The organism is Pseudorhizobium flavum (assembly GCF_044142885.1).
Taxonomy (GTDB): domain Bacteria; phylum Pseudomonadota; class Alphaproteobacteria; order Rhizobiales; family Rhizobiaceae; genus Neorhizobium; species Neorhizobium flavum.
In genome coordinates this window covers 494135-518820 of record NZ_JBIOKZ010000001.1, presented here as the reverse complement: position 1 = coordinate 518820, position 24686 = coordinate 494135, and the positions used below count along the sequence as shown (strand labels likewise).

At 63.6% G+C, this 24686-nt stretch carries 19 protein-coding genes; 14 read left to right on the top strand and 5 right to left on the bottom strand.

Annotated elements, in window-relative coordinates; all coding sequences use genetic code 11:
- Positions 1 to 15: 15 nt before the first annotated feature.
- On the top strand, positions 16 to 2538 hold the full coding sequence (locus ACEPP2_RS02380) for a ligase-associated DNA damage response DEXH box helicase (protein ID WP_395515674.1): 2523 nt from the start codon (positions 16 to 18) through the stop codon (positions 2536 to 2538).
- A 32-nt stretch (positions 2539 to 2570) separates the two neighbouring features.
- The gene (gene pdeM, locus ACEPP2_RS02375; RefSeq protein ID WP_281978225.1) at positions 2571 to 3302 is read left to right on the top strand and encodes a ligase-associated DNA damage response endonuclease PdeM; all 732 of its coding nucleotides are present in this window, start codon (positions 2571 to 2573) and stop codon (positions 3300 to 3302) included.
- A gap of 1 nt (position 3303) precedes the next feature.
- Here pdeM and ACEPP2_RS02370 read toward each other — a convergent pair whose 3' ends face one another.
- Together ACEPP2_RS02370 and ACEPP2_RS02365 are read right to left on the bottom strand one after the other, a co-directional pair.
- Entirely contained in the window at positions 3304 to 4035 is a 732-nt protein-coding gene (locus ACEPP2_RS02370; protein ID WP_395515673.1) for an anti-sigma factor, read from the bottom strand.
- A complete protein-coding gene (locus ACEPP2_RS02365; protein WP_395515799.1) occupies positions 4032 to 4586 on the bottom strand; it encodes a sigma-70 family RNA polymerase sigma factor in 555 nt (184 codons plus the stop codon). Before ACEPP2_RS02365 ends, ACEPP2_RS02370 begins: the two co-directional genes overlap by 4 nt.
- A 193-nt stretch (positions 4587 to 4779) precedes the next feature.
- Here ACEPP2_RS02365 and ACEPP2_RS02360 point away from each other — a divergent pair, with 193 nt between their 5' ends.
- A complete protein-coding gene (locus ACEPP2_RS02360; RefSeq protein ID WP_281978099.1) occupies positions 4780 to 5568 on the top strand; it encodes a DUF4394 domain-containing protein in 789 nt (262 codons plus the stop codon).
- Positions 5569 to 5632: 64 nt separating this feature from the next.
- Here the strand turns inward: ACEPP2_RS02360 and ACEPP2_RS02355 are convergent, their stop codons facing one another.
- The 3 genes from ACEPP2_RS02355 to ACEPP2_RS02345 form a co-directional block, all read right to left on the bottom strand.
- A complete protein-coding gene (locus tag ACEPP2_RS02355) occupies positions 5633 to 6436 on the bottom strand; it encodes a TIGR02186 family protein (RefSeq protein ID WP_077547522.1) in 804 nt (267 codons plus the stop codon).
- Positions 6436 to 7362 (bottom strand): sulfite exporter TauE/SafE family protein, encoded by a 927-nt coding sequence (locus ACEPP2_RS02350; protein ID WP_395515672.1) that lies wholly within the window; start codon positions 7360 to 7362, stop codon positions 6436 to 6438. Before ACEPP2_RS02350 ends, ACEPP2_RS02355 begins: the two co-directional genes overlap by 1 nt.
- A 228-nt stretch (positions 7363 to 7590) precedes the next feature.
- Positions 7591 to 11253: a peptidoglycan-binding protein gene (locus ACEPP2_RS02345; RefSeq protein ID WP_395515671.1), complete on the bottom strand. Its 3663-nt coding sequence runs from the start codon at positions 11251 to 11253 to the stop codon at positions 7591 to 7593.
- 415 nt (positions 11254 to 11668) lie between these two features.
- Between ACEPP2_RS02345 and ACEPP2_RS02340 the strand changes: the two genes are divergently transcribed.
- From ACEPP2_RS02340 to ACEPP2_RS02290, 11 genes are all read left to right on the top strand, one after another.
- Positions 11669 to 13462, top strand: a complete 1794-nt coding sequence (locus ACEPP2_RS02340; RefSeq protein ID WP_395515670.1) for an acyl-CoA dehydrogenase C-terminal domain-containing protein — start codon at positions 11669 to 11671, stop codon at positions 13460 to 13462.
- Between the two features lie 96 nt (positions 13463 to 13558).
- Positions 13559 to 14767, top strand: coding sequence for an acetyl-CoA C-acetyltransferase (locus ACEPP2_RS02335; RefSeq protein WP_142588195.1), 1209 nt, complete (start codon positions 13559 to 13561; stop codon positions 14765 to 14767).
- A gap of 13 nt (positions 14768 to 14780) precedes the next feature.
- Positions 14781 to 16994, top strand: coding sequence for an FAD-dependent oxidoreductase (locus ACEPP2_RS02330; RefSeq protein ID WP_395515669.1), 2214 nt, complete (start codon positions 14781 to 14783; stop codon positions 16992 to 16994).
- 88 nt (positions 16995 to 17082) lie between these two features.
- The gene (locus ACEPP2_RS02325; protein ID WP_395515668.1) at positions 17083 to 17874 is read left to right on the top strand and encodes a helix-turn-helix domain-containing protein; all 792 of its coding nucleotides are present in this window, start codon (positions 17083 to 17085) and stop codon (positions 17872 to 17874) included.
- Entirely contained in the window at positions 17849 to 19387 is a 1539-nt protein-coding gene (locus ACEPP2_RS02320) for a GNAT family N-acetyltransferase (protein WP_395515667.1), read from the top strand. The genes ACEPP2_RS02325 and ACEPP2_RS02320 overlap by 26 nt, the downstream gene beginning before the upstream one ends.
- 30 nt (positions 19388 to 19417) lie before the next feature.
- Positions 19418 to 20047 (top strand): SOS response-associated peptidase, encoded by a 630-nt coding sequence (locus ACEPP2_RS02315; RefSeq protein WP_395515666.1) that lies wholly within the window; start codon positions 19418 to 19420, stop codon positions 20045 to 20047.
- A gap of 669 nt (positions 20048 to 20716) precedes the next feature.
- On the top strand, positions 20717 to 21130 hold the full coding sequence (locus tag ACEPP2_RS02310) for a hypothetical protein (protein ID WP_395515665.1): 414 nt from the start codon (positions 20717 to 20719) through the stop codon (positions 21128 to 21130).
- Between the two features lie 71 nt (positions 21131 to 21201).
- Positions 21202 to 22134, top strand: a complete 933-nt coding sequence (locus ACEPP2_RS02305; protein ID WP_395515664.1) for a hypothetical protein — start codon at positions 21202 to 21204, stop codon at positions 22132 to 22134.
- A gap of 156 nt (positions 22135 to 22290) precedes the next feature.
- Entirely contained in the window at positions 22291 to 23034 is a 744-nt protein-coding gene (locus ACEPP2_RS02300) for a FadR/GntR family transcriptional regulator (protein WP_142588201.1), read from the top strand.
- 31 nt (positions 23035 to 23065) lie between these two features.
- The gene (locus ACEPP2_RS02295; protein ID WP_142588202.1) at positions 23066 to 24043 is read left to right on the top strand and encodes a sialic acid TRAP transporter substrate-binding protein SiaP; all 978 of its coding nucleotides are present in this window, start codon (positions 23066 to 23068) and stop codon (positions 24041 to 24043) included.
- A 69-nt stretch (positions 24044 to 24112) separates the two neighbouring features.
- Positions 24113 to 24685: a TRAP transporter small permease gene (locus ACEPP2_RS02290; RefSeq protein WP_395515663.1), complete on the top strand. Its 573-nt coding sequence runs from the start codon at positions 24113 to 24115 to the stop codon at positions 24683 to 24685.
- Position 24686: the final 1 nt, after the last annotated feature.

Sequence of the window (24686 nt, the reverse complement as noted above, 5' to 3'; positions counted from 1 at the left end):
TTATCTTCTAGCGCCGTGGACCTCGTCGAAACCCCATCCGCCGGCCGTGACGCCGTAACTCTGCCCCGGCCTTTCCTGAAATGGTTCGCCGAGAAGGGCTGGTCACCGCGTGCGCATCAGCTCGAGCTGCTGGCAAGGGCGCAGGCCGGTGAGAACATGCTGCTGATCGCGCCCACCGGCGCCGGGAAGACGCTCGCAGGCTTTCTACCGTCGCTCACCGATCTGACGAACCGTGGCGAGATTCCGCCCGGCTCCGCCTTCACCGGCATCCATACGCTCTATATCTCGCCGTTGAAGGCGCTAGCCGTCGATATAGAACGCAACCTGATGAAGCCCGTCTCGGAGATGGGCCTGCCGGTCAGCATCGAGAACCGCACCGGAGATACGCCGCAGGCCAAGCGGCAGCGCCAGAAGCTGACTCCGCCGGATATCCTGCTGACAACACCGGAACAGGTGGCGCTGCTGCTCGCTAACAAGGAGGCGGAGCGCTTCTTCAAGGACCTGAAATACGTGGTTCTCGACGAGCTACATTCGCTGGTGACGTCGAAGCGCGGCCATCTGCTTTCGCTCGGGCTTGCCCGCATCCGCCGGCATGCGCCGCAGATGCAGACGATTGGCCTCTCGGCGACCGTCGCCGACCCCATGGACCTGCAGCGCTGGCTGGTACCGCAGGGGGAACGCCCTTCGCCACCGGCCGGTCTCGTGCATGTCCAGGGCGGCGCTGCCCCCGACATCACGATCCTGGACACCGACAAGCGCATCCCCTGGTCGGGCCACGTCTCCACCTACGCCATTCCGGAGGTCTACGAGGAGATCAAGCGCCACAAGACGACGCTGATCTTCGTCAACACCCGCTTCCAGGCGGAACTCCTGTTCCAGGAGCTCTGGACGATCAACGAAGACAACCTGCCGATTGCGCTCCATCACGGTTCGCTGGACGCGGGACAGCGTCGTCGGGTCGAAGCTGCCATGGCCGCCAACAAGTTGCGCGCCGTGGTGGCGACCTCCACCCTCGATCTCGGCCTGGACTGGGGTGATGTCGATCTCGTCGTCCATGTCGGTGCGCCGAAGGGGGCCTCCCGCCTTGCCCAGCGCATCGGCCGATCCAATCACCGGATGGACGAGCCGTCGAAGGCGATCCTGGTGCCCGCCAACCGCTTTGAGGTGATGGAATGCCAGGCCGCGCTCGACGCCAACTATCTCGGCGCTCAGGATACGCCGCCGGTGGGGGAGGGGGCGCTCGACGTGCTCGCCCAGCACATCCTCGGCATGGCCTGCGCCGAGCCCTTCGATCCGCTGGAGCTCTACGCAGAGATCACCTCGGCCTCGCCTTACGCCGGACTTTCCTGGGAAATGTTCGAGCGTGCCGTCGATTTCGTTGCGACCGGTGGTTATGCACTCCGCTCCTACGAACGCTACGCCAAGATACGCAAGACGCAGGAAGGACGCTGGCGTGTCTCCAACCCGCAGGTCGCCCAGCAGTACCGGCTGAACCTCGGCACGATCGTCGAAGCGACCGAACTCAACGTTCGCCTGGTCAAGCGCAACGCCAAGGGCACGCTCGGCCGCGGCGGCCTGTCGCTCGGCAAGGTCGAGGAGTATTTCCTGGAGCAGCTCGTACAGGGCGACACCTTCCTCTTTGCAGGCAAGGTGCTGCGCTTCGAAGGCATCCGGGAGAACGAGTGCCTCGTCTCCAACGCCTTCTCCATGGACCCGAAGATCCCCGCCTATGCTGGCGGGAAGTTTCCTCTCTCCACTTATCTCGCCGATCAGGTGCGCGGCATGTTGGCCGATCCGGGACGCTGGAAAGTCCTGCCCGACCAGGTGCGTGAGTGGCTCGAGATCCAGCAGGATAGGTCCATGCTGCCGAGCAAGGACGAACTGCTGATCGAGACCTTTCCCCGTGGCAAGCGCTTCTTCATGATCGCCTACTGCTTCGAGGGCCGGCTGGCGCACCAGACGCTCGGCATGCTGCTCACCCGCAGGCTGGAACGTCTCGGTGCCCGCCCGCTCGGCTTCGTCGCCACCGACTATTCGCTCGCCGTATGGGCGCTGAACGACATCGGCGGCATGATCGACGACGGGCGCATCAGCCTCACCGACCTCTTCGACGAGGACATGCTGGGCGATGACCTCGAGGCCTGGCTCGACGAGAGCTACATGCTCAAGCGCACCTTCCGCAATTGCGCCGTGATTTCCGGATTGATCGAGCGGCGCCACCCGGGGAAGGAAAAGACGGGCCGGCAGGTGACGGTATCGACTGACCTCATCTACGACGTGCTGCGCAGCCATGAGCCGGATCATATCCTTCTCGAAGCGACGCGGCGGGATGCGGCATCCGGTCTTTTGGACATCGGCCGGCTTGGCGATATGCTGGCGCGAATCAAGGGGCACATCACCCATCGCGATCTCGACCACGTCTCGCCGCTCGCCGTTCCCATCATGCTGGAGATCGGCCGGGAGTCGGTTCCGGGAGAGGCGCAGGATGCGGTGCTGGAGGAAGCCGCCGAGGAGTTGATTGCGGAGGCGCTTTCCTGATGCCCTTCGCGCCATGGAAAGACAGACGCTTGATGAACCGCCTCGGGCTTGCCGCCCGTACAGCAACCTTGACGGGCCGCCAGGCTGGATCGGAAGAAACCGCTGTCCACGGCGTGGCAGCGGTCTGCGATCCGCTGGGCGCGCTTTACCTCCCGGACGCCGGTGCGCTGGTTGTTTCGGACCTCCATCTCGAGAAGGGCGCGGCCTTCGCGCGCCGCGGCATGATGCTGCCGCCTTACGACACGATCGCGACGCTCAACATCCTGGCCGCTGTTATCGCACGCTATGATCCGAAAACGGTAATTTCACTCGGCGACAATTTCCACGATCGCAAGGGATCAGCCCACCTGCCGGATGACCTCAGGGCGCTGGTCAGCGCGATGGCCCGAGGCCGCGACTGGATCTGGATTAACGGCAACCACGACCCGGACGGCACGACCGCTCTTCCCGGCACCTCCGTCGACGAATTGCTCTACGGCGGTCTCGTATTCCGCCACGAACCGAGCCTCACGGTCGGCAAGGGCGAGATCGCCGGTCACCTGCACCCGTCGGCCACTGTCCGCCGCCGCGAAAAATACGTTCGTCGCCCCTGTTTCGCCACCGACGGAACGCGGCTGCTGATGCCAGCCTTCGGCGTGCTGGCCGGTGGCCTCGATCTCAACCACAAGGCCATGCACGGCCTGTTCGACCGCCAGGCGCTCGTCGCCCACCTGCTCGGCCGCGACCGCATCTATTCCGTCCGCTATGCCAACCTTCTCGGCTAAACTATCGGGGCGGCTGTGCGAAGCCCTTGGCGAGAACCGGTCCGGTCGGACGGCCCGTCGGCGAACCTCCGGCGTTCTCGAGCGTGATCTCGTAGAGTTGCGAAGCCTGCGGCAGGGGAAGTGGCGGGCCTTTCAGACGAGATGAGCCACCATCCTCGAGAAGGCCGAGCGAGACGGGGCCCATATCGCGGGACGGCAGCGTCCAGACCTCCACCGCCTTGTTCTCCGGCACGCTGATGTCGGCGAGAAGGCGGATCTGGGCAGTGTCGTTGCCGAAGTCCTCGACCACCGCCTGCACTTCGCCCGCCTCGTTCAGGAGCACGGCGATCACGACGGGATCCACCTGGCGCCCGAGGCTCCAGATCAGGGTGACGGCCAGCACCAGCGATGCAGCCATGGAAGAGAGAGCCGCCGCCCGCCAGCCGAAGCGACGGTTGTCATTGGCGGAAGGCATGAGCACAGCTTCCGGTGCAAGCGTCGCGCCTCCAAGCGGCACGGCTGTATCGCCATCCGCCAACCCTGCTTCGATCTGTCCCCAGAGTCCAGCCGGTACGGCGGCTGGTTCAACGGTCAGGTCGAGCGGCAGGTAGCGCTCCCGGCTTGCGGCGATTGCTGTCCGCAAGGTCTGATTTTTGTCCGCCTCTTGCTCCACCGCCTGCTGCTCCGCCGGGTCGAGCAGACCAAGCACATACTCGTCGGCAATCTCGGGTATGGTGGTATTGTCGAACCTCATGCCATGCACTCCCGCAGCGCGGAGAGCCCCCGGCGGATCCACGATTTCGTCGTGCCGAGCGGCAGCTTCAGCCGTCCGGCGATCTCGCCATGCGTATAACCGCCGACATAGGCGAGCAGAATCCCGCGGCGCTTCCTGTCGTCCAGTGCCGCAAGGCACTCGTGAAGTCGGCTGTTGCGATCAAGCGCCTGCCAGGCGGACAGGATATGACCCATCTGCTCACCCTCGCGCAGCGCCTCCAACCGATCCTCTTCAACAGTGTCTTCCCTGCGCCCGTCCCTGAGAACATTGAGGGCCCGGTTGCGGACGATGGCGTAAATCCAGCCGCGTGCCGATCCGCGGGTCCCATCGAACTGCCGGGCGCTGGTCCAGATGCGAAGGAAGGCTTCCTGCACAACCTCCTCGGCCAGTTCGCGCCGGCGCAGGATCCGTTCGGCCAAGGCAATGAGCCGCCCCGCTTCCGTATCGAAGATCCGCTTCAACGCGCTGCGCTCGCCGCGGCCACAGGCAACCAGCAGCACGGCCAGATCGTCGGTCGGCAGTTCCGCCAGGCTCAAGTCACGTCTCCCGCATCCACTGTTTTCGTCACGTAACTAATACACGCCGTGACGGCTTCCGGATGCGCCGCCGATTTTATTTTTTCTGACTGCATCCAAACGCACCCGCTGGCGGGTCTTCCCTGTGAGGCAGGACGTCATCAAGCGCCGATTGCCTCACAACGCTAGATTCAACGGGAGAAAAGACATGATGAAACTGCGCACGGTTCTGATCGCCTCCAGCGTCCTCGCCGCCACTTCGGCTGCCGCATCCGCCGCGCCGGTCGTCGGCCTCGTCGGCGACAAGACGCTGGTGATGTTCGATACCGACAACCCGGCCGTTTCCGAAACCATGGACGTTACTGGCGTCGACCGCCTCGTCGGCATCGACCTTCGCCCGTCCAACAACACGCTGGTCGGCGTCACCCCTGACAGCACCATTGTCACCATCGATATGGAAACCGGTGCTGCGACCGAGGTCGCCAAGATGGACAAGCCGCTGACAATCGGCGATGCGCCGGTCGTCGTCGACTTCAACCCGATGGCCGACCGGCTCCGCTACATGACCGGCACCACCAACCACCGCGTTCATCCCGACACCGGCGAGGTGACGGTAGACGGCAGCCTCGCCTTCGAGGACGGAGACATGCACAAGGGCGAGGAGCCGAACATCGTCGCCGCCGCCTACATAAACTCCTACGGCAAGCCGGAAAAAACGGCGATGTACAACATCGATGCCAACATCGGCGGACTTATCCAGCAGACGAAGCCCAACGACGGCACCTTGAAGGCGATCGGCAAGCTCGGTGGCGAAGGCATGCCTTCAACCTACGCCTTCGACGTGCAGACCACGGCTGATGGCAAGAACACCGCATGGCTGGTTGCCGGCGGCGCGCTTCATACCGTCGATCTGGAAAGCGGCAAGGCGACGAAGACCGCCGACATCACCGGCGCCGACGGCGACATCCGCGACATTGCCGTTCTGCAGGCGATGTAACGCGACGAGGGAGGCCGGGCAGCTCGCACCCGGCCTTCCTCCAGAAGCGCGGTTCGTGAGCCGCTCACTCCTTCCGGAACACCAGGCTGGCGCCCCAGCCGGTGATGACGGCGATCAACACGCAGAGGAAGCCGTAGGCGATCGGGCGATTGCGCGCCGCGTCCGTGATCGCCTGTTCGATGCCCGTCTTGACGACCCTTAGTGGCAGTTCCCGATCAAAGATCAGTTCGCCGCCCTTGAAGAGGTAGGCCCGGACAGTGTGGACGCCATCCGGAATGTTGGCGGGCAGCCGCAGCGAGGCGCGGAACAGGCTGGAACTGACGAAGCGCACGCCGCTCGTGTCCCTTTGGTAAAGCCCGCTGGAAAGCTTGAGCCGCCGGTAGGCCTCGCGAAATTCGGAAAGATTGACCGCATTTCCCAGATAGCCGGTCGGCGTCAACGCCAGGTGGTTGATCCCCACGCCGATGCTGTTGAGCGAGGGCGCCTCGTCGATCGCGTCGATCTCGCGCGTGCTGGCAAGCGAATAGGATTCCGGCACCTGCTCGAAGGTCATGGACTCGGTGTTCATCCAGATCCCGAGCACGCGCTCCTTCCTCCGCACCGTGGCGTAGTCCCGTGGGCCTTCCAGCGTGACGATCACGTCGTACTGGCCGATCGCCAGGAACAGTTCGTCGGCATTGGTCAGCGCCCCGAAGACGGTGAGGTCCGCACCCCGGAAGTCGGAGGTAATGGCGATCTCATTTGTCGACGTCCCGATCTCCAGCCCCTCCTTGACGGCGGAGGCCTCCCCGAAGGGGACCTGCGCGACTGCCGGCGCAGCGGCGAGGATCAGGCTGGAGACGGCAAGCATGCGCAGGAAGGTCAGCATCAGTAGGCGAAGCTCCCCACCGCGACCGAGTAGACATCGTCAGGCGGAACGACGAGGGCGACAGCCAGGCGGATGCCGACGGCGAGCACGAGGAGCGCAAGCAGGGCGCGCAATTGCTCGCCGCGCAGTTTTTGCCCGACCCGCACCCCGTATTGCGCCCCGATGACCCCGGCAACCATCAGGATCGTCGCCAGCACGATGTCGACGGAATAGTTGGTCGCCGCCTGCACCATGGTCGTGTAGGCGGTGACGAAGATGATCTGGAACAGCGACGTCCCGACAACCACGTTTGTGGGGATGCGCAAGAGGTAAATCATCGCCGGCACCATGATGAAGCCGCCGCCGACACCCATGATCGAGGTCAGTACGCCGATCGCGAAGCCGAGCGCGAGCACCGGGATGGCGCTGAGATAGATCTTCGACTTCTTGAAGCGCATCTTGAAGGGCAGGCGATGCACCCAGATGTGCTGGCCGGGCCGCTTTGCGAGCGGTGGCTCGTTGCGCGCCGTCCGCCGCATCGCGCGCACGCTCTCGCTGAGCATCAGGCTGCCGACGGTGCCGAGCAGGATCACGTAGAGAAGCGAGACGAACAGGTCCAGCTGGCCCAGGCGCCTGAGCCACGAGAAGATGGATATCCCGATCGTTGCCCCGGCAAGGCCACCCACCAGCAGCACTGTGCCGAGCTTGACGTCCAGCGTGCCGCGCCGGAAGTGGGTGATCGCGCCCGATATCGAGGATGCGACCACCTGGTTGGCGCCGGTCGCGACCGCGACCACGGGAGGGATGTTGTAGAAGATCAGGAGCGGCGTGATGAGGAAGCCGCCGCCGACGCCGAACATGCCCGAAAGGAAGCCGACGGCCGCACCCATCCCCAGGATGATGAAGATGTTCACAGAAAGCTCTGCGATCGGCAGATAGACGGTCACGGCCGAACCTCAAACACGATGGCGCCGCGGCAAGGGAGCGGTTCCGCCAGACGGATGCAATTCCGCGCCAGTGCCGGGAAATTGGCCCTGCTCGAAGGCAGGTTCCGGAAGCTTCTGTCTTGCGCCCGATACCGTGCCTAGTCAACGGAAGGCGGGCGGGATATGCCGCCATTCCCGCCTTTTTGTGGCATCGTGATTAACACTGGCGGCGCGGGGAGCGCCGGCAGCTCATGCGTTGCGCTTCAGAAGTTCCTTCACCAGCGCGTCATTCACCTTGCCCGTCGGCTCCTGTCCCACGGACGTCTGGAATGCCTTGATCGCTTCCGTCGTCTTCGGCCCCATCTTGCCGTCCGGCGTCCCGGCGTCGAAGCCGCTCTTGTTGAGGATGGCCTGGATGTTGAGGATCGCCTTTTCCACATCGACGGAGCCGGTGGTCAACGGCGTTCCGTTGGTCCAGCCGTCGGGAAGCGTAACCTCGTTGGCCTCCGCCTTCAGGGGCTGCGCCTTCCAGCTGTCGGCAGCAGCACGCGCGGCCTGGACCTGGTCCTGACGCATCGCCTTGGCCACCTCGTCGCGCTTCTGGGCGGCATCCTGATCGCCGCCCTTCGCGGCTATCGCGAACCACTTGTAGGACTGGACCAGATCCTGCGGTGCGCCATTGCCACGGGCATAAAGAATGGCAAGGTTGAACTGGCTATCGGAAACGCCGAGGTCGGCAGCCTTCTTGAACCAGTCCACGGCCTTCACATAGTCAGGCTCGCCCGTTGCGCCCGAGGCATGGAGAACAGCAAGATTGTGCATGGCGCTGGCATTGCCTGCCTCGGCTGCCTGCCGGTAGTAGGTGATCGCCTTGTCGACGTCGCGGGTGACGCCCGTCCCTTTTTCGAAGAGGTTTGCCAGCCGGTACTGTGCCGGAGCAAAGCCCTTGTCGGACGCCAGCTTGTACCAGTTCGCAGCCTCGGAGAGATCCGTTGCGACGCCGCGGCCATCGGTGTAGCGAGCGCCGATTTCGAAAAGGGCGAGCGGATCGCCCGACTCGGCCGCCTCCGCCAGCGGCTTCGGGCCGATCGAGGCAGGTACCACGATACGAGGCGCTGCCTCTTCAGCCGCTACAATCTCCACCGGGTCAGTGGCGGTCGCCTCTGGTTCCGCGGCCGCATCGGAAGCTACCTCCTCTGTCGTGTCCGCGGCCGTGCCCATGTCAGCAGCCGCGTCCTCGGCCGGCGGTTCCTCAACAGCAGCAAGCGGAACGGCAGCGGCGGCGTTCAGCTCCGGCTCTGCTTCGGCCACAGCGGCCGTCTCCGCCGCGCCCTCGGTCGCTGCGGGCGCAGCGTCGGTGGCGGGTGCTTCCATCGGTGCGGGCGGCGGCGGGAGAACCTCGCCCCCGCCGGTCAACGTTCTGACCAGCGGCACGGTCATCAGCACCAGCAGGACCGCGCCCACCGCCATCATGATCGGCCGGCGATGCCGGGCCAGTGCGCTTGCAGAGGCCTTGCCGGCCCCGCTCTTTCCGGAGGACGAGACCCTGTCGGCGCCGCCCGTGGCCGGGTCGGTCTCCAGGGCTGCAGCCTTGGCGGCACGGCGGGCCGCAGCAATGAAATCGGCGCGATCCGACTCCGTCACCGGACCCCGTCCGGCGGCTGCCGCCTGGCTGGCGCGAACCCGCTCGAGGATCTTGCGGACGTCCGGCGCACCGGAGCCTGGCTCCAGAGGCTCGTTCTGCTGTTCGGCCGGCAATAGGTCTACCGGCGCGAGCGGGGGTGTGGGATCGACAACGGTTCGTCCGGGCGTGGCGGCAGCCGTTTTCTGGCCGGGCCGCAGCCGTTTGGTGATCTTGTTCAGGAGCCCGCCCTTTTCCTCACCCGGCTCTCCCACGGCGACGGGCGCCTCGGGCGAAATGGTCGACTCATCCACCATTGCGTCGGCTGCCGCTGCGTCTTCATCGAGGACCGGCGGCCGGGAGGCGGCAGGGGCAGCATGGGCCGTGCTGCTGGTCAGCGAGTTCAACAGGTCGGCGTGAAACCGGTCCGCTTCGCGCGGCGCCTCTGCACGGGATGTCGCCTCGGGAGCTGCAAATTGCATGCGGGGCGCCGCATTCGGCCCCTGCTGCCATTTCTCTGTTGCCGGGTGTTGCGGAAGAGGCTGCGCGAAGCGATCCTCCATCGTATCGAGCCGGTCGGCGATCTGCACCAGGGTGCTGTGAAGTGCGTTGAGCGTGTGCTGGGAGCGCTCCTCGCTGCTGCGGGTCAGTTCTTCCAGATGGCGAAGATCCTCGGCAAGGGCGGCCACGGCACTCATGTCGACGGGATTGGCCGAGCCATGGCCCTGCCGGGAAAAGTTATCGAGTACGGCCTCTGCGGCCTGCCTTGCTGCTTCGAGGATATATTCGTCGTTCGTCGCCAGATAGTTCTCGAGCTGGGTCACCCGATTGTCCATCTCGGGCATCGCACCCGCGTGGCTTCCGGGCTGGCTGATCAGCGTCGACAGATGCGCGATTTGCGCCTCCAGGTTTTGCAGCGCGGCGCTGTCACCCGCCGGCGCAAGCGTCGCCTCGTCCAGTCTGGCGGCGATGCCACTCAACCTGTCCTCGATCCGGTCGAATGCCGCCGGGTCCCCCGACTGCTGGGCGTGTGCCCGGTGGTAGTCGATCTCCTCGATCTGCTGCGTCAGGCGGTCCAGCCGCTCGACAAGGTCGTGGCTTCCTACCCCTTGCCCCAGACGGTCCACCTTGCTCGAGATCTCGCCCAGGAAGTCGGCCAGGTCGGCATCCTGCCCCCTGGAAGTCTGGGTTAGCATCTGCGAAAGCTGGTCCAGCCGTTCCTCCAGGCGCAGGACCTGGTCACCGGCCAGTTGTTCGACCCGTTCGGACAATCCCTCGATCCGCTCGGACAGGAGCCGTGTCGCATCGGGTCTCGCACCGACGGCCATGGCATCGATCTGCTGTGCCAGCGAGCCGAGCCGGTTTTCCAGCCGCTCGAGAAGCGCATGATCCATGGCCGGCGCGGAGGCAGCCCGGCCACTTGCAGCAATTGCGCGGCTGATTTCGTCGAGCCGCTCGTCCAGAATGGCGAACTGCTCGTTCAACGCCTCGTCCTTCGGCTGCATCCGCGAACCGAGTTGCTCCATTGCGGTCGCAACGGCGACGAGCTTCTGCTCCAGCGCCCGGATGGCGGGGCTGTCGCTCATGGTGCCGAGCTGCCCCTTGATGTCGTCGATGCGATAGGCGAGGCCCACAAGCTCTTCGCGCAGAGCATGGGTATCGAGGTCGAGAAGACGCTCCTCCAGCCCGTCCCACCGGCTGTCCAGCCGCTGCACCGTCTCCTCTCGCGCCAGTCCATCGACCGCCGCCAGCAACTGCTCGTATTCGTCGCGAAGCGCATCTGCTGCAGGTCCGCCACGGTGACCCAGCGCATCTATTCCGTCCGCGAGGCGCGCAAGGTCCGCCCTGACATCATCGTCAATGTGGGGCCGGCCCGAACTCGTGCGAAGGCTGCCGATCTCCGATCGCAGCCCGCCGATCTCGCGCGCGATCTCCTGGGCGACATCCTGCCTGATCTCCTTGCGGAGGGCGGCCATCGCTTCCACCACCTCATGCATTGAATGACCGTCGGATTGGGGCATGTGGGTGGAGCGCGGCGTGGCGCCCGCTTCGGCTACGCCCGGTCGCGCCGCGGGCCTGCGCGGCTCGAGCGGAGGGCGAAATGACGGTGATGTGCGCTCCGGTGCCGGGCGGCGGTCACTTTCCGGGATTCGCGTGCCGGCAAGGCTTCGCTGCCGCTCGCGGATTTCCTGCAGGGGATCGCGATGGGCCGTTGTCTGCGGCAACTGCGGCGCCCTGGCGGGATGGCCCTTGTCGCCGCTCGACTGACGCGGTTTGTCCCGGGTCTGCATGAGCCCTTCCAGCCGCGCCTCCAGCCCTTCAATGGTCCTGTTCAGCGCGTCTAGCGACGATCTGTCTCCGTGAAGGGGATGTGTCGATCGTGAACCATTCATTTCGCTGCTCGTTCCAGGTTGTCCGGCTTGGCGACGGGAATTCTGATGGATCGGCCGCAGGTGCTGCCAACGGGCCTTCTCCAGGTGCAATTTCGCCAAACGTGGTAAACAAGCCGTTAAATCCGGCAGACTTTTTTAACCTTTGCGCTACGTTTGCCTTCGCCGCGGGAAGACCGGCAGTGTAGGGCCGCGCGACGGAGCATCAAAAAAAACCGATGAGCGCTGTTTGACGTTTACGCAAACGTCAATTATTTGTGGGAGACATGATGGCGGACCCTCATGTCCGTGCGAGGTTTATGGAGGAAGCTCGACCATGCCTGTCTACAAGGCTCCGGTAAACGATACCCTTTTCGTACTGAACGACGTTCTCGGCCTGGAGCGCTACGGCAACCTGCCGGGCTTCGCCGATGCCTCTCCCGACATGGTCGAGGCGATCCTGGGTGAAGCTGCGAAGGTTGCGGAGGAAGCACTCTTCCCGCTCAACCTCTCCGGCGACCAGGAAGGCTGCACGCGTCATGACGATGGTACGGTCACTGTGCCTAAGGGTTTCAAAGAAGCCTATGACCAATATTGCCAGGGTGGGTGGATCGGACTTGCCGTGCCGGAAGAGTTCGGCGGCCAGGGCCTGCCCTACACGCTGCACGCCGCCGTCGGCGAGTACATGTCCTCCGCCAACATGTCGCTGATGATGTATCCGGGCCTGACCCAGGGCGCGATTGCGGCGATCCTCGTCCACGGCTCCGACGAGCAGAAGCAGACCTACCTGCCGAAGATGGTCGAGGGTACCTGGTCTGGCACCATGAACCTGACCGAGCCCCATTGCGGCACCGACCTCGGGCTCCTGCGCACCAAGGCCGTGCCGAATGGCGACGGCAGCTACAAGATCTCCGGCCAGAAGATCTTCATTTCCGCCGGCGAGCACGGCATGACCGACAACATCATCCACCTGGTGCTCGCCCGCATCGAGGGTGCGCCGGAAGGCACCAAGGGCATCTCGCTCTTCATCGTGCCGAAGTTCATGGTGAACGAGGATGGTTCTGTCGGCGATCGCAACTCCGTCACCTGCGGCGCCATCGAGCACAAGATGGGCATCCACGGCAATTCCACCTGCGTGATGAACTATGACGAGGCGACCGGCTATCTGATCGGCGCCGAGAACAAGGGCCTCGCGGCCATGTTCGTCATGATGAACGAGGCCCGCCTCGGCGTCGGCCTTCAGGGTCTCTCTATTGCCGAGACCGCCTACCAGAATGCCGTCGCCTATGCTCGCGAGCGCATCCAGGGCCGTTCGCTCTCCGGCCCCAAGGCGCCGGAAAAGAAGGCCGACCCGATCATCGTGCATCCGGATATCCGCCGCACGCTGATGACCATCAAGGCCTTCAACGAAGCCGGACGCGCCTTCATGCTGTGGACGGCGCTGAAGTCCGACATCGCCCACCGGTCGGAAGATGCTGCCGAACGCCAGAACGCCGACGACCTGCTCGGCCTCGCGACGCCGATCCTCAAGGGCGTCCTGACCGACAAGGGCTTCGACCATGCGGTCATGGCCCAGCAGGTTTACGGCGGCCACGGCTATATCGAAGAATGGGGCATGAGCCAGTATGTCCGCGATGCCCGCATCGCGATGATCTACGAGGGCGCCAACGGCATCCAGGCGCTCGATCTCGTCGGCCGCAAGCTGGCGCTGAACGGCGGTCGCGCGGTCATGGCCATGTTCAAGGAGATCGGCGACTTCTGCGAGGAAAACCGTGCAGACGAGGCTATGGCGCCGTTCACCAAGGCGCTCAAGAAGGGCTTGAACGACCTGCAGGCGTCCACCATGTGGTTCATGCAGAACGCCATGGCCAAGCCCGACAATGCCGGCGCCGGCTCGACCGACTACATGCACCTCTTCGGCCTCGTCACCCTCGGCTACATGTGGGCGAAGATGGCAAAGGCCGCCCAGGCGGGTATCGCCGCCGGCGATCCACGCGAGGACTACCTGAAGAACAAGCTTGTCACCGCGAAATTCTACATGGAGCGCATCATGCCGGAAACAGCTCTGCGCAAGGCTCGCATTGAAACCGGCGCCGACACCATGATGGAACTGGCCGCGGAAGCGTTCTGATCCTAAAGCTCCCCATGCGGGAGAGGGGGAGGGGTGAAGCCCTCCCCATTGCACCACGTTTCTGGCAACCCGGTTGCCACCCAGGGAGATGACACCATGACCGAAGTCTTCATTTACGACCACGTCCGCACGCCGCGCGGCCGCGGCAAGAAGGATGGATCCTTGCACGAGGTTCCCTCCGTCCGCCTTGCGGCGAAGACGCTGGAAGCCATCCGCGACAGGAATGGCCTCGACACGTCCACCGTCGACGACATCATCATGGGCTGCGTCGATCCGGTCATGGATGCCGGCGCCGTCATCCCCAAGGCTGCCGCCTTCGAAGCTGGCTATTCCTTCGCCGCCCCCGGCATGCAGATCTCCCGCTTCTGCGCCTCCGGCCTCGACGCCGTCAACTTCGCCGCCGGCAAGGTCGCCGCAGGCTCCGACGACATCGTCATCGCAGGTGGCGTGGAGAGCATGTCGCGCGTCGGCATGGGCATGTCCGGCGGTGCCTGGTACATGGACCCGTCGGTGAACTTCCCGGCCTATTTCATGCCGCAGGGCGTCTCCGCCGACCTGATCGCCACCAAGTACGGCTTCTCCCGCGACGACGTCGATGGCTACGCGGTCGAGAGCCAGAAGCGCGCGGCGAATGCCTGGGAAAAGGGCTACTTCAACAAGTCCGTCATCCCGGTGAAGGACCAGAACGGCCTCGTCATCCTCGACCGGGACGAGCACATGCGCCCGTCGACCGACATGCAGTCGCTGGCCTCCCTCAACCCCTCCTTCCAGATGCCGGGCGAGATGGGCGGCTTCGAGGCCGTCGGCGTTCAGGCCCATCCGGAAGTCGAGAAGATCACCTATGTCCACCATGCCGGCAATTCGTCGGGCATCGTCGATGGCGCCGCAGCCGTCCTCCTCGGCTCCAAGGCCGGCGGCGAAACGCTCGGCGTCAAGCCGCGCGCCCGCATCCGCGCCTTCACCAATATCGGTTCCGATCCGGCGCTGATGCTGACCGGCCCGGTCGACGTCACGGAAAAGCTCCTGAAGCGCTCCGGCATGTCGCTTGCCGACATCGACCTCTTCGAACTCAACGAGGCCTTCGCCGCCGTCGTTTTGCGCTACATGCAGGCCTTCGACATTCCCCACGACAAGATCAACGTCAACGGCGGCGCGATTGCCATGGGCCACCCGCTCGGCGCCACCGGCGCCATGATCCTCGGCACCGTGCTCGACGAACTGGAGCGGCGTGACCTGAACACCGCCCTGGTCACGCTCTGCATCGGCGCCGGCATGGGCACCGCCACCATCATCGAACGCGTCTAAGGGAGGATTGACGATGACCTACACGAACTTCACCGTCGAGACCGACGCAGACGGCATCGCCCTCGTCACCTGGGACATGCCGGAAAAATCCATGAACGTCTTTACCGTCGAGGTGATGGACGAGATCGAGAAGATCGTCGACGCGACCGTGGCCGACGAGGCCGTCAAGGGCGTGGTCTTCACCTCCGGCAAGTCTTCCTTCTCCGGCGGCGCCGATCTCACCATGATCAAGTCGATGTTCTCCATGCTCGCCGAGGAAAAGGCGAAGGATCCGCAGTCGGCCGTCCAGAAGCTCTTCGATGCCGCCGGCCGCATGTCCTGGCTGTGGCGCAAGATCGAGACCAACGGCAAGCCCTGGGTCTCGGCCATCAACGGCACCTGCATGGGCGGCGCCTTTGAGCTGTCGCTCGCCTGCCACGGCCGCGTCGCCGCCAATTCCAAGTCCGTCAAGATCGCGCTTCCCGAGGTCAAGGTCGGCATCTTCCCGGGTGCCGGCGGCACCCAGCGCGTGCCGCGCCTGGCGAACGCCCAGGACGCCCTGCAGATGATGACGACCGGCCAGTCCTTGACCGCCCAGCGCGCCAAGGCCATGGGTCTCGTCCACCAGGTCGTCGAGCCCGACCAACTGATCGCGGCGGCCAAGCAGATGATCAAGGACGGCCTGAAGCCCGTTGCCCCCTGGGACGAGAAGGGCTTCAAGGTGCCGGGCGGCGGCGTCTGGACGCCGGCAGCCGCCCAGCTCTTCCCCGCAGCGCCTGCCATCCTGCGCCGCGAGACCGCCGGCAATTATCCGGGCGCGCTCGCCATCCTCAAATGCGTCTACGAGGGCCTGCAACTGCCCTTCGACACCGCCTTGAAGGTCGAGCAGCGCTATTTCACGCAGATCCTGCAGACCACCGAGGCCTTCTCGATGATCCGCTCGCTCTTCGTCTCCATGCAGGAACTCGGCAAGGGCGCCCGCCGCCCCGCCGGCGTCCCGAAAACGGAGATCAGGAAGGTCGGCGTCGTCGGCGCGGGCTTCATGGGCGCCTCGATCGCCTATGTCACGGCCGCCGCCGGCATTCCCGTGGTCCTTATCGACCGCGACCAGGAGGCCGCCGACAAGGGCAAGGCGCATTCCGAGAAGCTGGTCTCCGACCAGGTCGGCAGGGGCCGCATGACGAAGGAAGACGGCGAGAAGCTGCTTGCCCTCGTCACCCCGACCCCTGACTATTCCACCCTCTCCGACGTCGACCTCGTGGTCGAGGCCGTCTTCGAGGACCGCGCCGTCAAGAAGGCCGTCATCGAGCAGGTCGAAGCCGTCATCCCGGAAACCGCGATCTTCGCCTCCAACACCTCGACGCTGCCGATCACCGGCCTGGCCGAAAATTCGAAGCGCCCGGAGCAGTTCATCGGCGTACACTTCTTCTCGCCGGTCGAGAAAATGATGCTCACTGAAGTCATCCTCGGCGAGAAGTCGGGCGGGAAGGCGCTCGCCATAGCGCTGGATTTCGTCGGCAAGATCAAGAAGACGCCGATCGTCGTCAACGACACCCGCGGCTTCTTCGTCAACCGCTGCGTCTTCCGCTACATCAACGAGGCCTATGACATGCTGGCCGAGGGCGTGCCGGCGACAATGATCGAGAATGCCGCCAAGATGGCTGGCATGCCGGTCGGCCCGCTGTCGCTCAACGACGAGGTCGCCGTCGATCTCTCCCAGAAGATCATGAAGGCCTCGATCGCCGATCTCGGCCCCAACGCTGTCAAGCCGGAGCATATGGCGCTCATCGACAAGATGGTCGACGTGCTCGACCGCCGCGGCCGCAAGAACGGCAAGGGCTTCTACGAGTACCCTGCCAAGCCCGCCAAGAAGTTCCTCTGGCCGGGCCTGAAGGACCTCTATCCGCAGAAGCCGGCCTCGGAAGTCGAGGTCAACGTCCTGAAGCAGCGCTTCCTGGTCACCATCGCGCTCGAAGCCGCCCGCACGGTGGAAGAAGGCATCGTCACGGACCCGCGCGAAGCCGACGTCGGCTCCATCCTCGGCTTCGGCTTCGCCCCTTACACCGGCGGCACGCTCTCCTACATCGACGGCATGGGCGTGAAGACCTTCGTGGACCTGGCCGAGAAACTCGCCGCCCAGTACGGCGACCACTTCAAGCCGACGCCGCTCTTGAAGGAGATGGCGGCGAACGGCGAGACCTTCTATGGGCGGTTTGATCCATACGGCGACGTGGAGAAGGCGGCTTAGGCCGCCTTACTCTGCCGATAAGGCGCTATAGTATTCCTTGAATGGAATTGTGTGCTGCGTTACGAAGTGGAAAACGGAGCATCAAAAAGTGGGAAAACTCGCGGGTAGAATCATCGAGGCGTCAGCGGGCCGCGGCTCCCGCGAGGATCACGCCAACGGGTTAGACTTGCGTCGGCTTCGCCTAATGTCCGGCCTCACTCAGTCCGAAATGGCGAAGCTCCTGAATGTTCAGCAGGCAGCAGTCTCCAAAATTGAGAAGGGTGGAGAAGTCCATCTTTCGACGGTTCAAAGGTACGTGGAGGCGCTAGGAGCTTCGCTCCGAGTTGACGCTGTCTTTCCCGCGGATGCACCTTTGATGTTGCGTCTCAAAGACGCGTTCGAAGCCGAGTATGGGAGCGATGATCAACTTGTTCTGCCGCTTCTGAGCGATGAACCGTTCCGGCCACAAAGGGACGTCGTATTGTCAATTCGTCCGCAGTACTCCAGCAAAATAATGGAGGGGCGAAAGACGGTCGAGCTACGCCGCCGCTTCCCGGTATCAGCCCCAGGTGGAACGGTAGCATACATCTATTCTACCTCTCCAGTTAGAGCGATGGTCGGCGTGGCCGAGATCAAGAACGTCCTTAAGCTGCCTATTGAACAGATATGGTCCGAGTTCGAAAACTGTGCGCTGATCGACCGCGTGGACTTTGAGAACTACTTTCAAGGCTTGGATTTCGGATTTGCGCTCCTTTTTGAGGAGGTAAGACCGCTGTCGCGCCCGATCCCTCTTCAAGAGCTTCGTGACCGGTTCAGTTTTGAGCCACCTCAGTCTTATCTATATGCGAGCCGCGAATTGCGAAAGGCGCTAAGAGATGAGGCAGCAGTCGTATCTCATTGATACGAACATCTTGATAGGTCTGGAAGACTATCGCGCCGTGGAGACGGCGTATGCCAAATTCTACAATCTCGCGTCGGCCCACAAGGTGGACATCTTCGTTCATGAAGCTGCTCACGACGACATAGCACGCGATAAGGACTCCGAACGGCGTCGGATATCGCTGAGCAAAATCGCGAAATACCGTATTCTGAGAAAACAACGTGGGTTAAGTGACGCGCAGCTTGAAGCTGAGTTTGGGCCTCTCCGAAAGCCAAACGACATTGTCGACGCGACACTTCTCCATGCGCTAAAGAGCGATGCGGTCGACTTTCTTGTCACCCAAGACAAGGGTTTGCATGAGCGCGCACTCCGCAACTCTCCTGAGCTAGGACGGCGTGTCCTGTTTGTCGGTGATGCTGCAGACCTGCTCACGCAAACTTACGAGCCAAAGCAGGTGCCGATCCGCCATGTTGCGGAAGTACATGCGCATATGATCAATCACCAATCTACGTTTTTCAACAGTCTTCGCGACGGTTACCCGGAGTTCGATGCTTGGTGGCGAGAAAAATGCGTTCCTGAACATCGGCCTTGCTGGGTCGTCTACGATGACGATGAACTTGCTGGGCTGATAGTCAGAAAAGATGAGACAGCCGACGACACGGATGCCGTAAGGAAGGCGGCGAAAATTCTGAAAATCTGTACATTCAAGGTGGCGCCGGAGAAGCGGGGGGTAAAGCTGGGAGAACTGCTGCTAAAGCAGGTGCTTTGGTATGCACAGGTTAACGGATACGCAGTAGCATATCTCACCACCTATCCGAACCAAGCCGCGTTGATAAACCTGCTGGAGTTCTATGGCTTTCAGCACGCCGGAACGAAGCCGGATGGCGAACTGATATACGAGCGTCGGTTCGCCTCGGGGCAACTGGAAGTCGAGCCGTCTGTGACGGCGTACGACGCTGCTCGCATGAACTATCCCCGGTTTCTAGTGAACTCAGAGATCAAAGGATTCGGGATTCCCATCCAAGAATCGTACCATGATACTCTCTATCCGGATCTGTGGAATCCGCGACAGAGGGATCTATTCAGTGGGCGGTCGCAAGCAGAGCGGCCAACCCGGCCCGGCAATACAATCCGCAAAGTCTATCTTTGTCGGGCGCCGTCTAATCTAGGCGCGCCCGGATCGTTGCTATTCTTCTATAAAAGTGCGTCAAGAGAGCAGCCTTCTCAGGCGATAACCGCGCTAGGCATCTTGGAAAGCATCACCCTAGCACGGTCCACCAGAGACTTGATGCATCTGACCGGCGGCAGATCGGTCTACAGTGAGAGGCAGCTCAATGATTGGAAGGCCTCGTCCTCGCGACCGGTGAAAGTGATAAACTATCTCTTAGTCTCGTATATCGACCCCGCAATAGGTTTAGAGGAGCTCCGGAGTCTCGGTGTAGTAGTCGGAAATCCTCAGCAATCCATCTACGGAATCAAGCCGCCCCTTGTTAAGCGATTACTAGAACGGGCAAATCTTCCATTCTCGGTATGAAGTCGCCACCTCCCGCCCTACCTCACCCCCATGTGCAACGACTACGAACAACACATCCGCTATGCCGAATATCTGCGCGCGCTGGAGGAGCAGGGCCTTGCCGCGCCCGCGCATGAGAGCGAGGCGGATCTGCCGCAGGCAGATGACATCCGCGTCGGCGATCTCGCCCCGGTGATGCTGGCACAAGGCGAGGGCGGGGTGGCGCTGTCGCCTATGCGCTTCGGTTTCCCGCCACCACCCGGCAAAAAGGGTGGGCCGGTGTTCAACTTCCGCTCGGAAGGCCGGAGCTTTGCGGCAAGCCGCCGCTGCCTCATCCCGGCCTCCGCCTTCTTCGAGTTCACCGGCACCAAATACCTCAAGGCCAAGCACCGCTTCACGCTGGGGGACGCGCCCTTCCTGTGCATCGCCGGGCTTTGGCGGGATGTGGGGCGCGAAGCTGCGGGCGAGGGGGCGGGCAACACCAACCAGCCCCCCGCCTTCACCATGCTCACCACCGCCCCCGGCCCCGACGTGGCCTCCATCCATAACCGTCAGGTCGTGGTGCTGAGACCTGAAGACTGGCGCCACTGGCTCCATCTCACCAGGCCGGAAGCCGACCTCCTCCGCCCTTTGCCGGCGGGGTCGCTCCGTGTGGAAGAGGTGCGCTCGGGGAGTGACTGAGGGAGAGCAGAGGCCCGCCCCCTCACTTGCAGTTTCTGAGGTTTAGCTGCGCTAAAGCTTCGAAACTGCTTTCTCTCCCAAAGGGGAGAGAAAGCGCCCGATGCGCCGCCCTCCCGAAACGTGAGCGTCCCGCAGCCAAAAATCGTGGCACCCTTCCTCGCCCCTTGTGGGAGAGGAAGCAAAATCAGCATCTTAGCCAACGGCTAAGTGCTGGATTTTGCAGGTGAGGGGAAAATATCACCGCCATCATCCCCGCACCCAAAACCTCCTCCCATAATACCCCCGCCTCCGTCGCCGGAGTGTTTCGCGAGACGGTCGCGGGCAGGCGGGGGCCGGCGCTTCCATCCAAGCCGTAACGTGCAGGGAGGGTGGAAGAGGTGCAAGCCATGGAGCGGGCTGATGAGGCCGCGCTCCTATCAAGTCTCCCCCGGGCAGCCATGTCCGGTTCGGGAAAGCCGTGCAAGCACCGGGAGAGATCCGGGTGCGCAGAGAGACGAGGCGATCACCTGTAGGGGCTGGACACCCCGAAAGAACGCCGAAGGCCACGCGGATGCGGAGCCACAGACTAAAACCAAAGTGAGGTTCCGCATCCGTGTGGGCTCTCCAGTCAATCCAGAAGACATGCAACCCGCGTGAACGCGAACCCGTGCCCGGAAAGGGGGACCAGCCATGGCAGAAAGCAAGGAAGAAAAGCTCCGCCTCTGGCGGGAGTACCAGAACGAGCCTTACCTGCCCGGCTATACCCGCGGCGAGTTCAACAGGCTCCCTCCGCGAAAGAAGTCCCGGGAATTGCAGAAGCTCACCCAGCGCGTCACGAGCTATCTCGGCTACTGGAAAACCTGCGACGTCCCCGCCTGCCGCCGGGCCCGCGCCTGCCGCGGCTTCCTGTCGGAAAAGCAGTACAGCGGCGACCCGCGCTGGCACGCTGCCTTTCCACCCTGCGTCGGCCCGCGCGGTGCCCGCCAGCCGGAAGTGCTCGCCGCCTTTCCCGCTGCTCTCGGCTACCCGCCGGAAGAGGATGACGGCCCGAAATACAACGGCCGCGCCTCCAATCGGCCGGCGGGGGATGGGGAGGCCTCGTGACGGCCGCCGCCTGCTTGCCGAAAACCCGCGCTTCCCCTAGGCTGCGGGGCGGAAGCAGGTGAGGTGGCCCCATGTCGCGCCGATTGCTGATTGCCTTCTTCATTCTCGTCGCATCGGTCGGCGCAGCTTTCGCGCAGGCGGCGGCAGGGGATACATTGCGCCTCGGCTTCTTCCCGCCGCTCGGCGAAGACCTCGTCTACCGCATCGAGTTCTCGCAGGAGCAGGTGTTCGACGGGCGGACCGATCGCCGCAGCTGGTCGCACGACGTCGTCATCCACCTCACCGGCAAGCGGCCGCCGGATCTTCTGGCGGGCCGCTTTACCCTCCGCAACGTCGTCGATCACCAGGGGTCGGGCGAGGACCCCTATTACCTGATCGCAAGCGCGATCGAGGGCGAGAGCTTCGATCTGCAGATGCTGGAGGCCGGTCCGCCGGTGGTGGTCGACTGGGCCGGCATCAAGCAGCGCGTCGGCGAACGCTCCGCCGGCCTGGGTGGCCGCACGGCGGCGGCCATGCCGCAGATCCTGCCGATGTTCGATCCGGATGGCGTCACCGCGGTGATGCGGCCGCTCTGGGTCACCGGCATTGCTTATCTGCGCGCCTTCGCCAGGGACGGCTCGACCACCACCGCCACCGGCCTCGACCTGCCCGCCTTCTATCCGGTCAAGGGGGCCGTGCTGCAATCCTATGGCGCCCGTCTCGAAGGTTCCGAAGACCTGATGTTCGTCTGGAAGATCACCTCCGATCCGAAGGCGGCGTCGGAAAGCCTTGGCCGGGAGATCCAAGGGATCGTAAGGATGCTCGCCAGTGGTGCCGGGCAGGCGGATCTGGGCAGGCAGATCACGGAAGCGCTGGCCCAGGGTGTCGAGGCGCTGGAAGGGGGCGTGGCGATCTACGACCTGACGCCGGGGCTGATGCGCGAGATCACCTTCGACGCCAGGCTTGTCGCCGGCCCGTTCCGCCGCGACACCCACATCGTAATCACCCGCCTCGCGCCGGAGTAGAGCGGGTGCCTGGTACGGGTCCAGCCGGAAATGCGTTGCGCACCGCTCCGTCCACGGTATACCATTGACAGGTTGTCAGACATCAAGATATGACTTCCAGAACTGGTAAGGCCAGCTTACCAGTCACGCGCCGAGGAGGGTGCGTCGGGAGGATGGATGTTTTCGGTCATTGAATCGCGCCGGCTGTATCGCCAGGTCGCGGACCAGATGCGCAGCCTGATCGAGCAGGGCAAGTTCGCCCCCGGCTCCAAGCTGCCTGCCGAGCGCGAGCTCGCGGAACTGCTTGCCGTCTCCCGCCCCACCGTCCGTGAAGCCCTGATCGTGCTGGAGGTCGAAGGTTTCGTCCATATCCGCATGGGCTCCGGCGTCTATGTCGCCACGCCCCGCCAGGCGGCCGAACCCCATCCGGCCGGCGAAGCGGAAGGTCCTTTCGAGCTGCTGCGCGCCCGCGCCATCCTCGAATGCGCCATTGCCGAGGAGGCGGCGCGCGTGGCCCGGCCTGACCAGATCGAGATTCTCGACGAAAACCTCGGCACCATGGCCGCAGCCCTGGACGACCGCCCGCTGGCGCTGAAGCTCGACCGCGAATTTCACATCGCCGTGGCCGGCATCATTGGCAACGGCACCCTCAACCGTTTCGTCGGCAGCATCCACGACCTGCGCCTGACGCCCTATTTCGAGAAGCTGGCGAGCTATTTCGAAAACCCCAAGACCTGGCAGGCGGCCATGGAAGAGCATCGCGCCATCCGCGACGCTATCGCAGCCGGCGACCCGCAAGCCGCGCGTTCCGCCATGCGCGCCCATCTCGACCAGTCCCAGATCCGCCTGTCGGAAAGTTTCGGCGAGGAGCCGGCCGACAGCGTCATACCCGCCGCATGGAGACGTGCGGGCGGCCAATAGCAACCTTTGACTTCAACCGGGAGGAAATGAAATGAAATTGAAACTCTCCACCATCCTCGGCGCCACTGCCGCGGTCCTGGTATCGGCGCTTGGAGCCCATGCCCAGACCGCGCTCAAGTGGGCGCATGTCTACGAAACCTCCGAACCGTTCCACACGGAATCGGTCTGGGCGGCGGAAGAGATCGCCAAGCGCACCGACGGCCGCTACAAGATTGACGTCTTCCCGGCCTCGCAGCTCGGCAAGGAAGCCGATATCAACCAGGGCCTCAAGCTCGGCACCGTCGATATCATCATCTCGGGCTCCAGCTTCGCGTCGCGCGAGCACCCGCCGATCGGCGTCACCTACTTCCCCTACATCTTCCGCGATCCGAGCCACCTGATCGCCTACACCAAGAGCGACGTCTTCAAGAAGCTGGCTCAGGGGTATGAGGAAGCATCCGGCGGCAACCACATCACCGCCGTCACCTATTACGGCACACGCCATACGACGTCGAACAAGCCGATCGAGAAGTGCGCCGACATGCAGGGCCTGAAGATCCGCGTTCCTGACGTTCCGGCTTATCTCGCCATGCCGCGCGCCTGCGGCGCCAACACCACCCCGATCGCCTTCGCGGAAGTCTACCTGGCTCTCCAGAACGGCACGGTCGAGGCCCAGGAAAACCCGCTGACGACGATCGAGGCGAAGAAGTTCTACGAAGTCCAGAAGAACATCGTCCTCACCGGCCATATCGTCGACCACCTGAACACGGTCGTCTCCGGCATGCTGTGGTCGAAGCTCTCGGACGAAGACAAGCAGATCTTCACCGAAGTCATGCAGGAAGCCGCCGAGCGCAGCACCAAGATCATCGAGGAGCGTGAAAATGCGCTGGTCGAGAAGTTCAAGGCCGACGGCATCACGGTGACCGAAGTCGACAAGTCCGACTTCGAGAAGACGGTCATGGAAAAGGTGACCTTCGAGGAGTTCGGCTACGACAAGGCCGACTGGGAAGCCATCCGCGCAGTCCAGTAATCGACGCAACTGGAGCGCCCGGCCACGCTGCCGGGCGCTCGCCGCATCCCAGATTGGCGGAGTTCTCCGATGCACGAACAAAAGCACGCTCCCATCAGCGTCGAGGAAATGGCCCATGCCTTCGAGGAGGAGGTGGGTCCGGTGGACCTGTCGCCTTACGCACTGGAGGACTGGTTCAATATGGCCATCTTCTGGGTCATGGCCGCCTCCGTCTTCCTGCAGTTCTTCACCCGCTATGCCCTGAACAACAGCCTGGCCTGGACCGAGGAAATCGCTGCCAACTGCCTCGTCGTCCTTGTTTTTCTGGGCTCGGTAATGTGCGTTCGCATGTGCAGGCACATCTCCGTGGACATTCTCTACCGCTTCCTGCCGCGAAAGGCCGGCCGCGCGCTGGAGCTCCTGGTCGACCTCATCGTCATCGGCTTCTTCGCCTACACGACCTGGCTGATGTGGCGCTATATCGCCATTGTCGGCAATGAACGCATGGTGACGGTCAACCTGCCGCGCGGCTATGTCTTCTACACGGTATTCGCCGCCTTCGCGCTGATGCTGGCGCGTGCGGTCCAGAACTTCGTCAAGGACATGATCAACGACAAGACGGTTCGCGAAAAGGCGAACGAAACCGGCATTCAGGGGGTCTGAC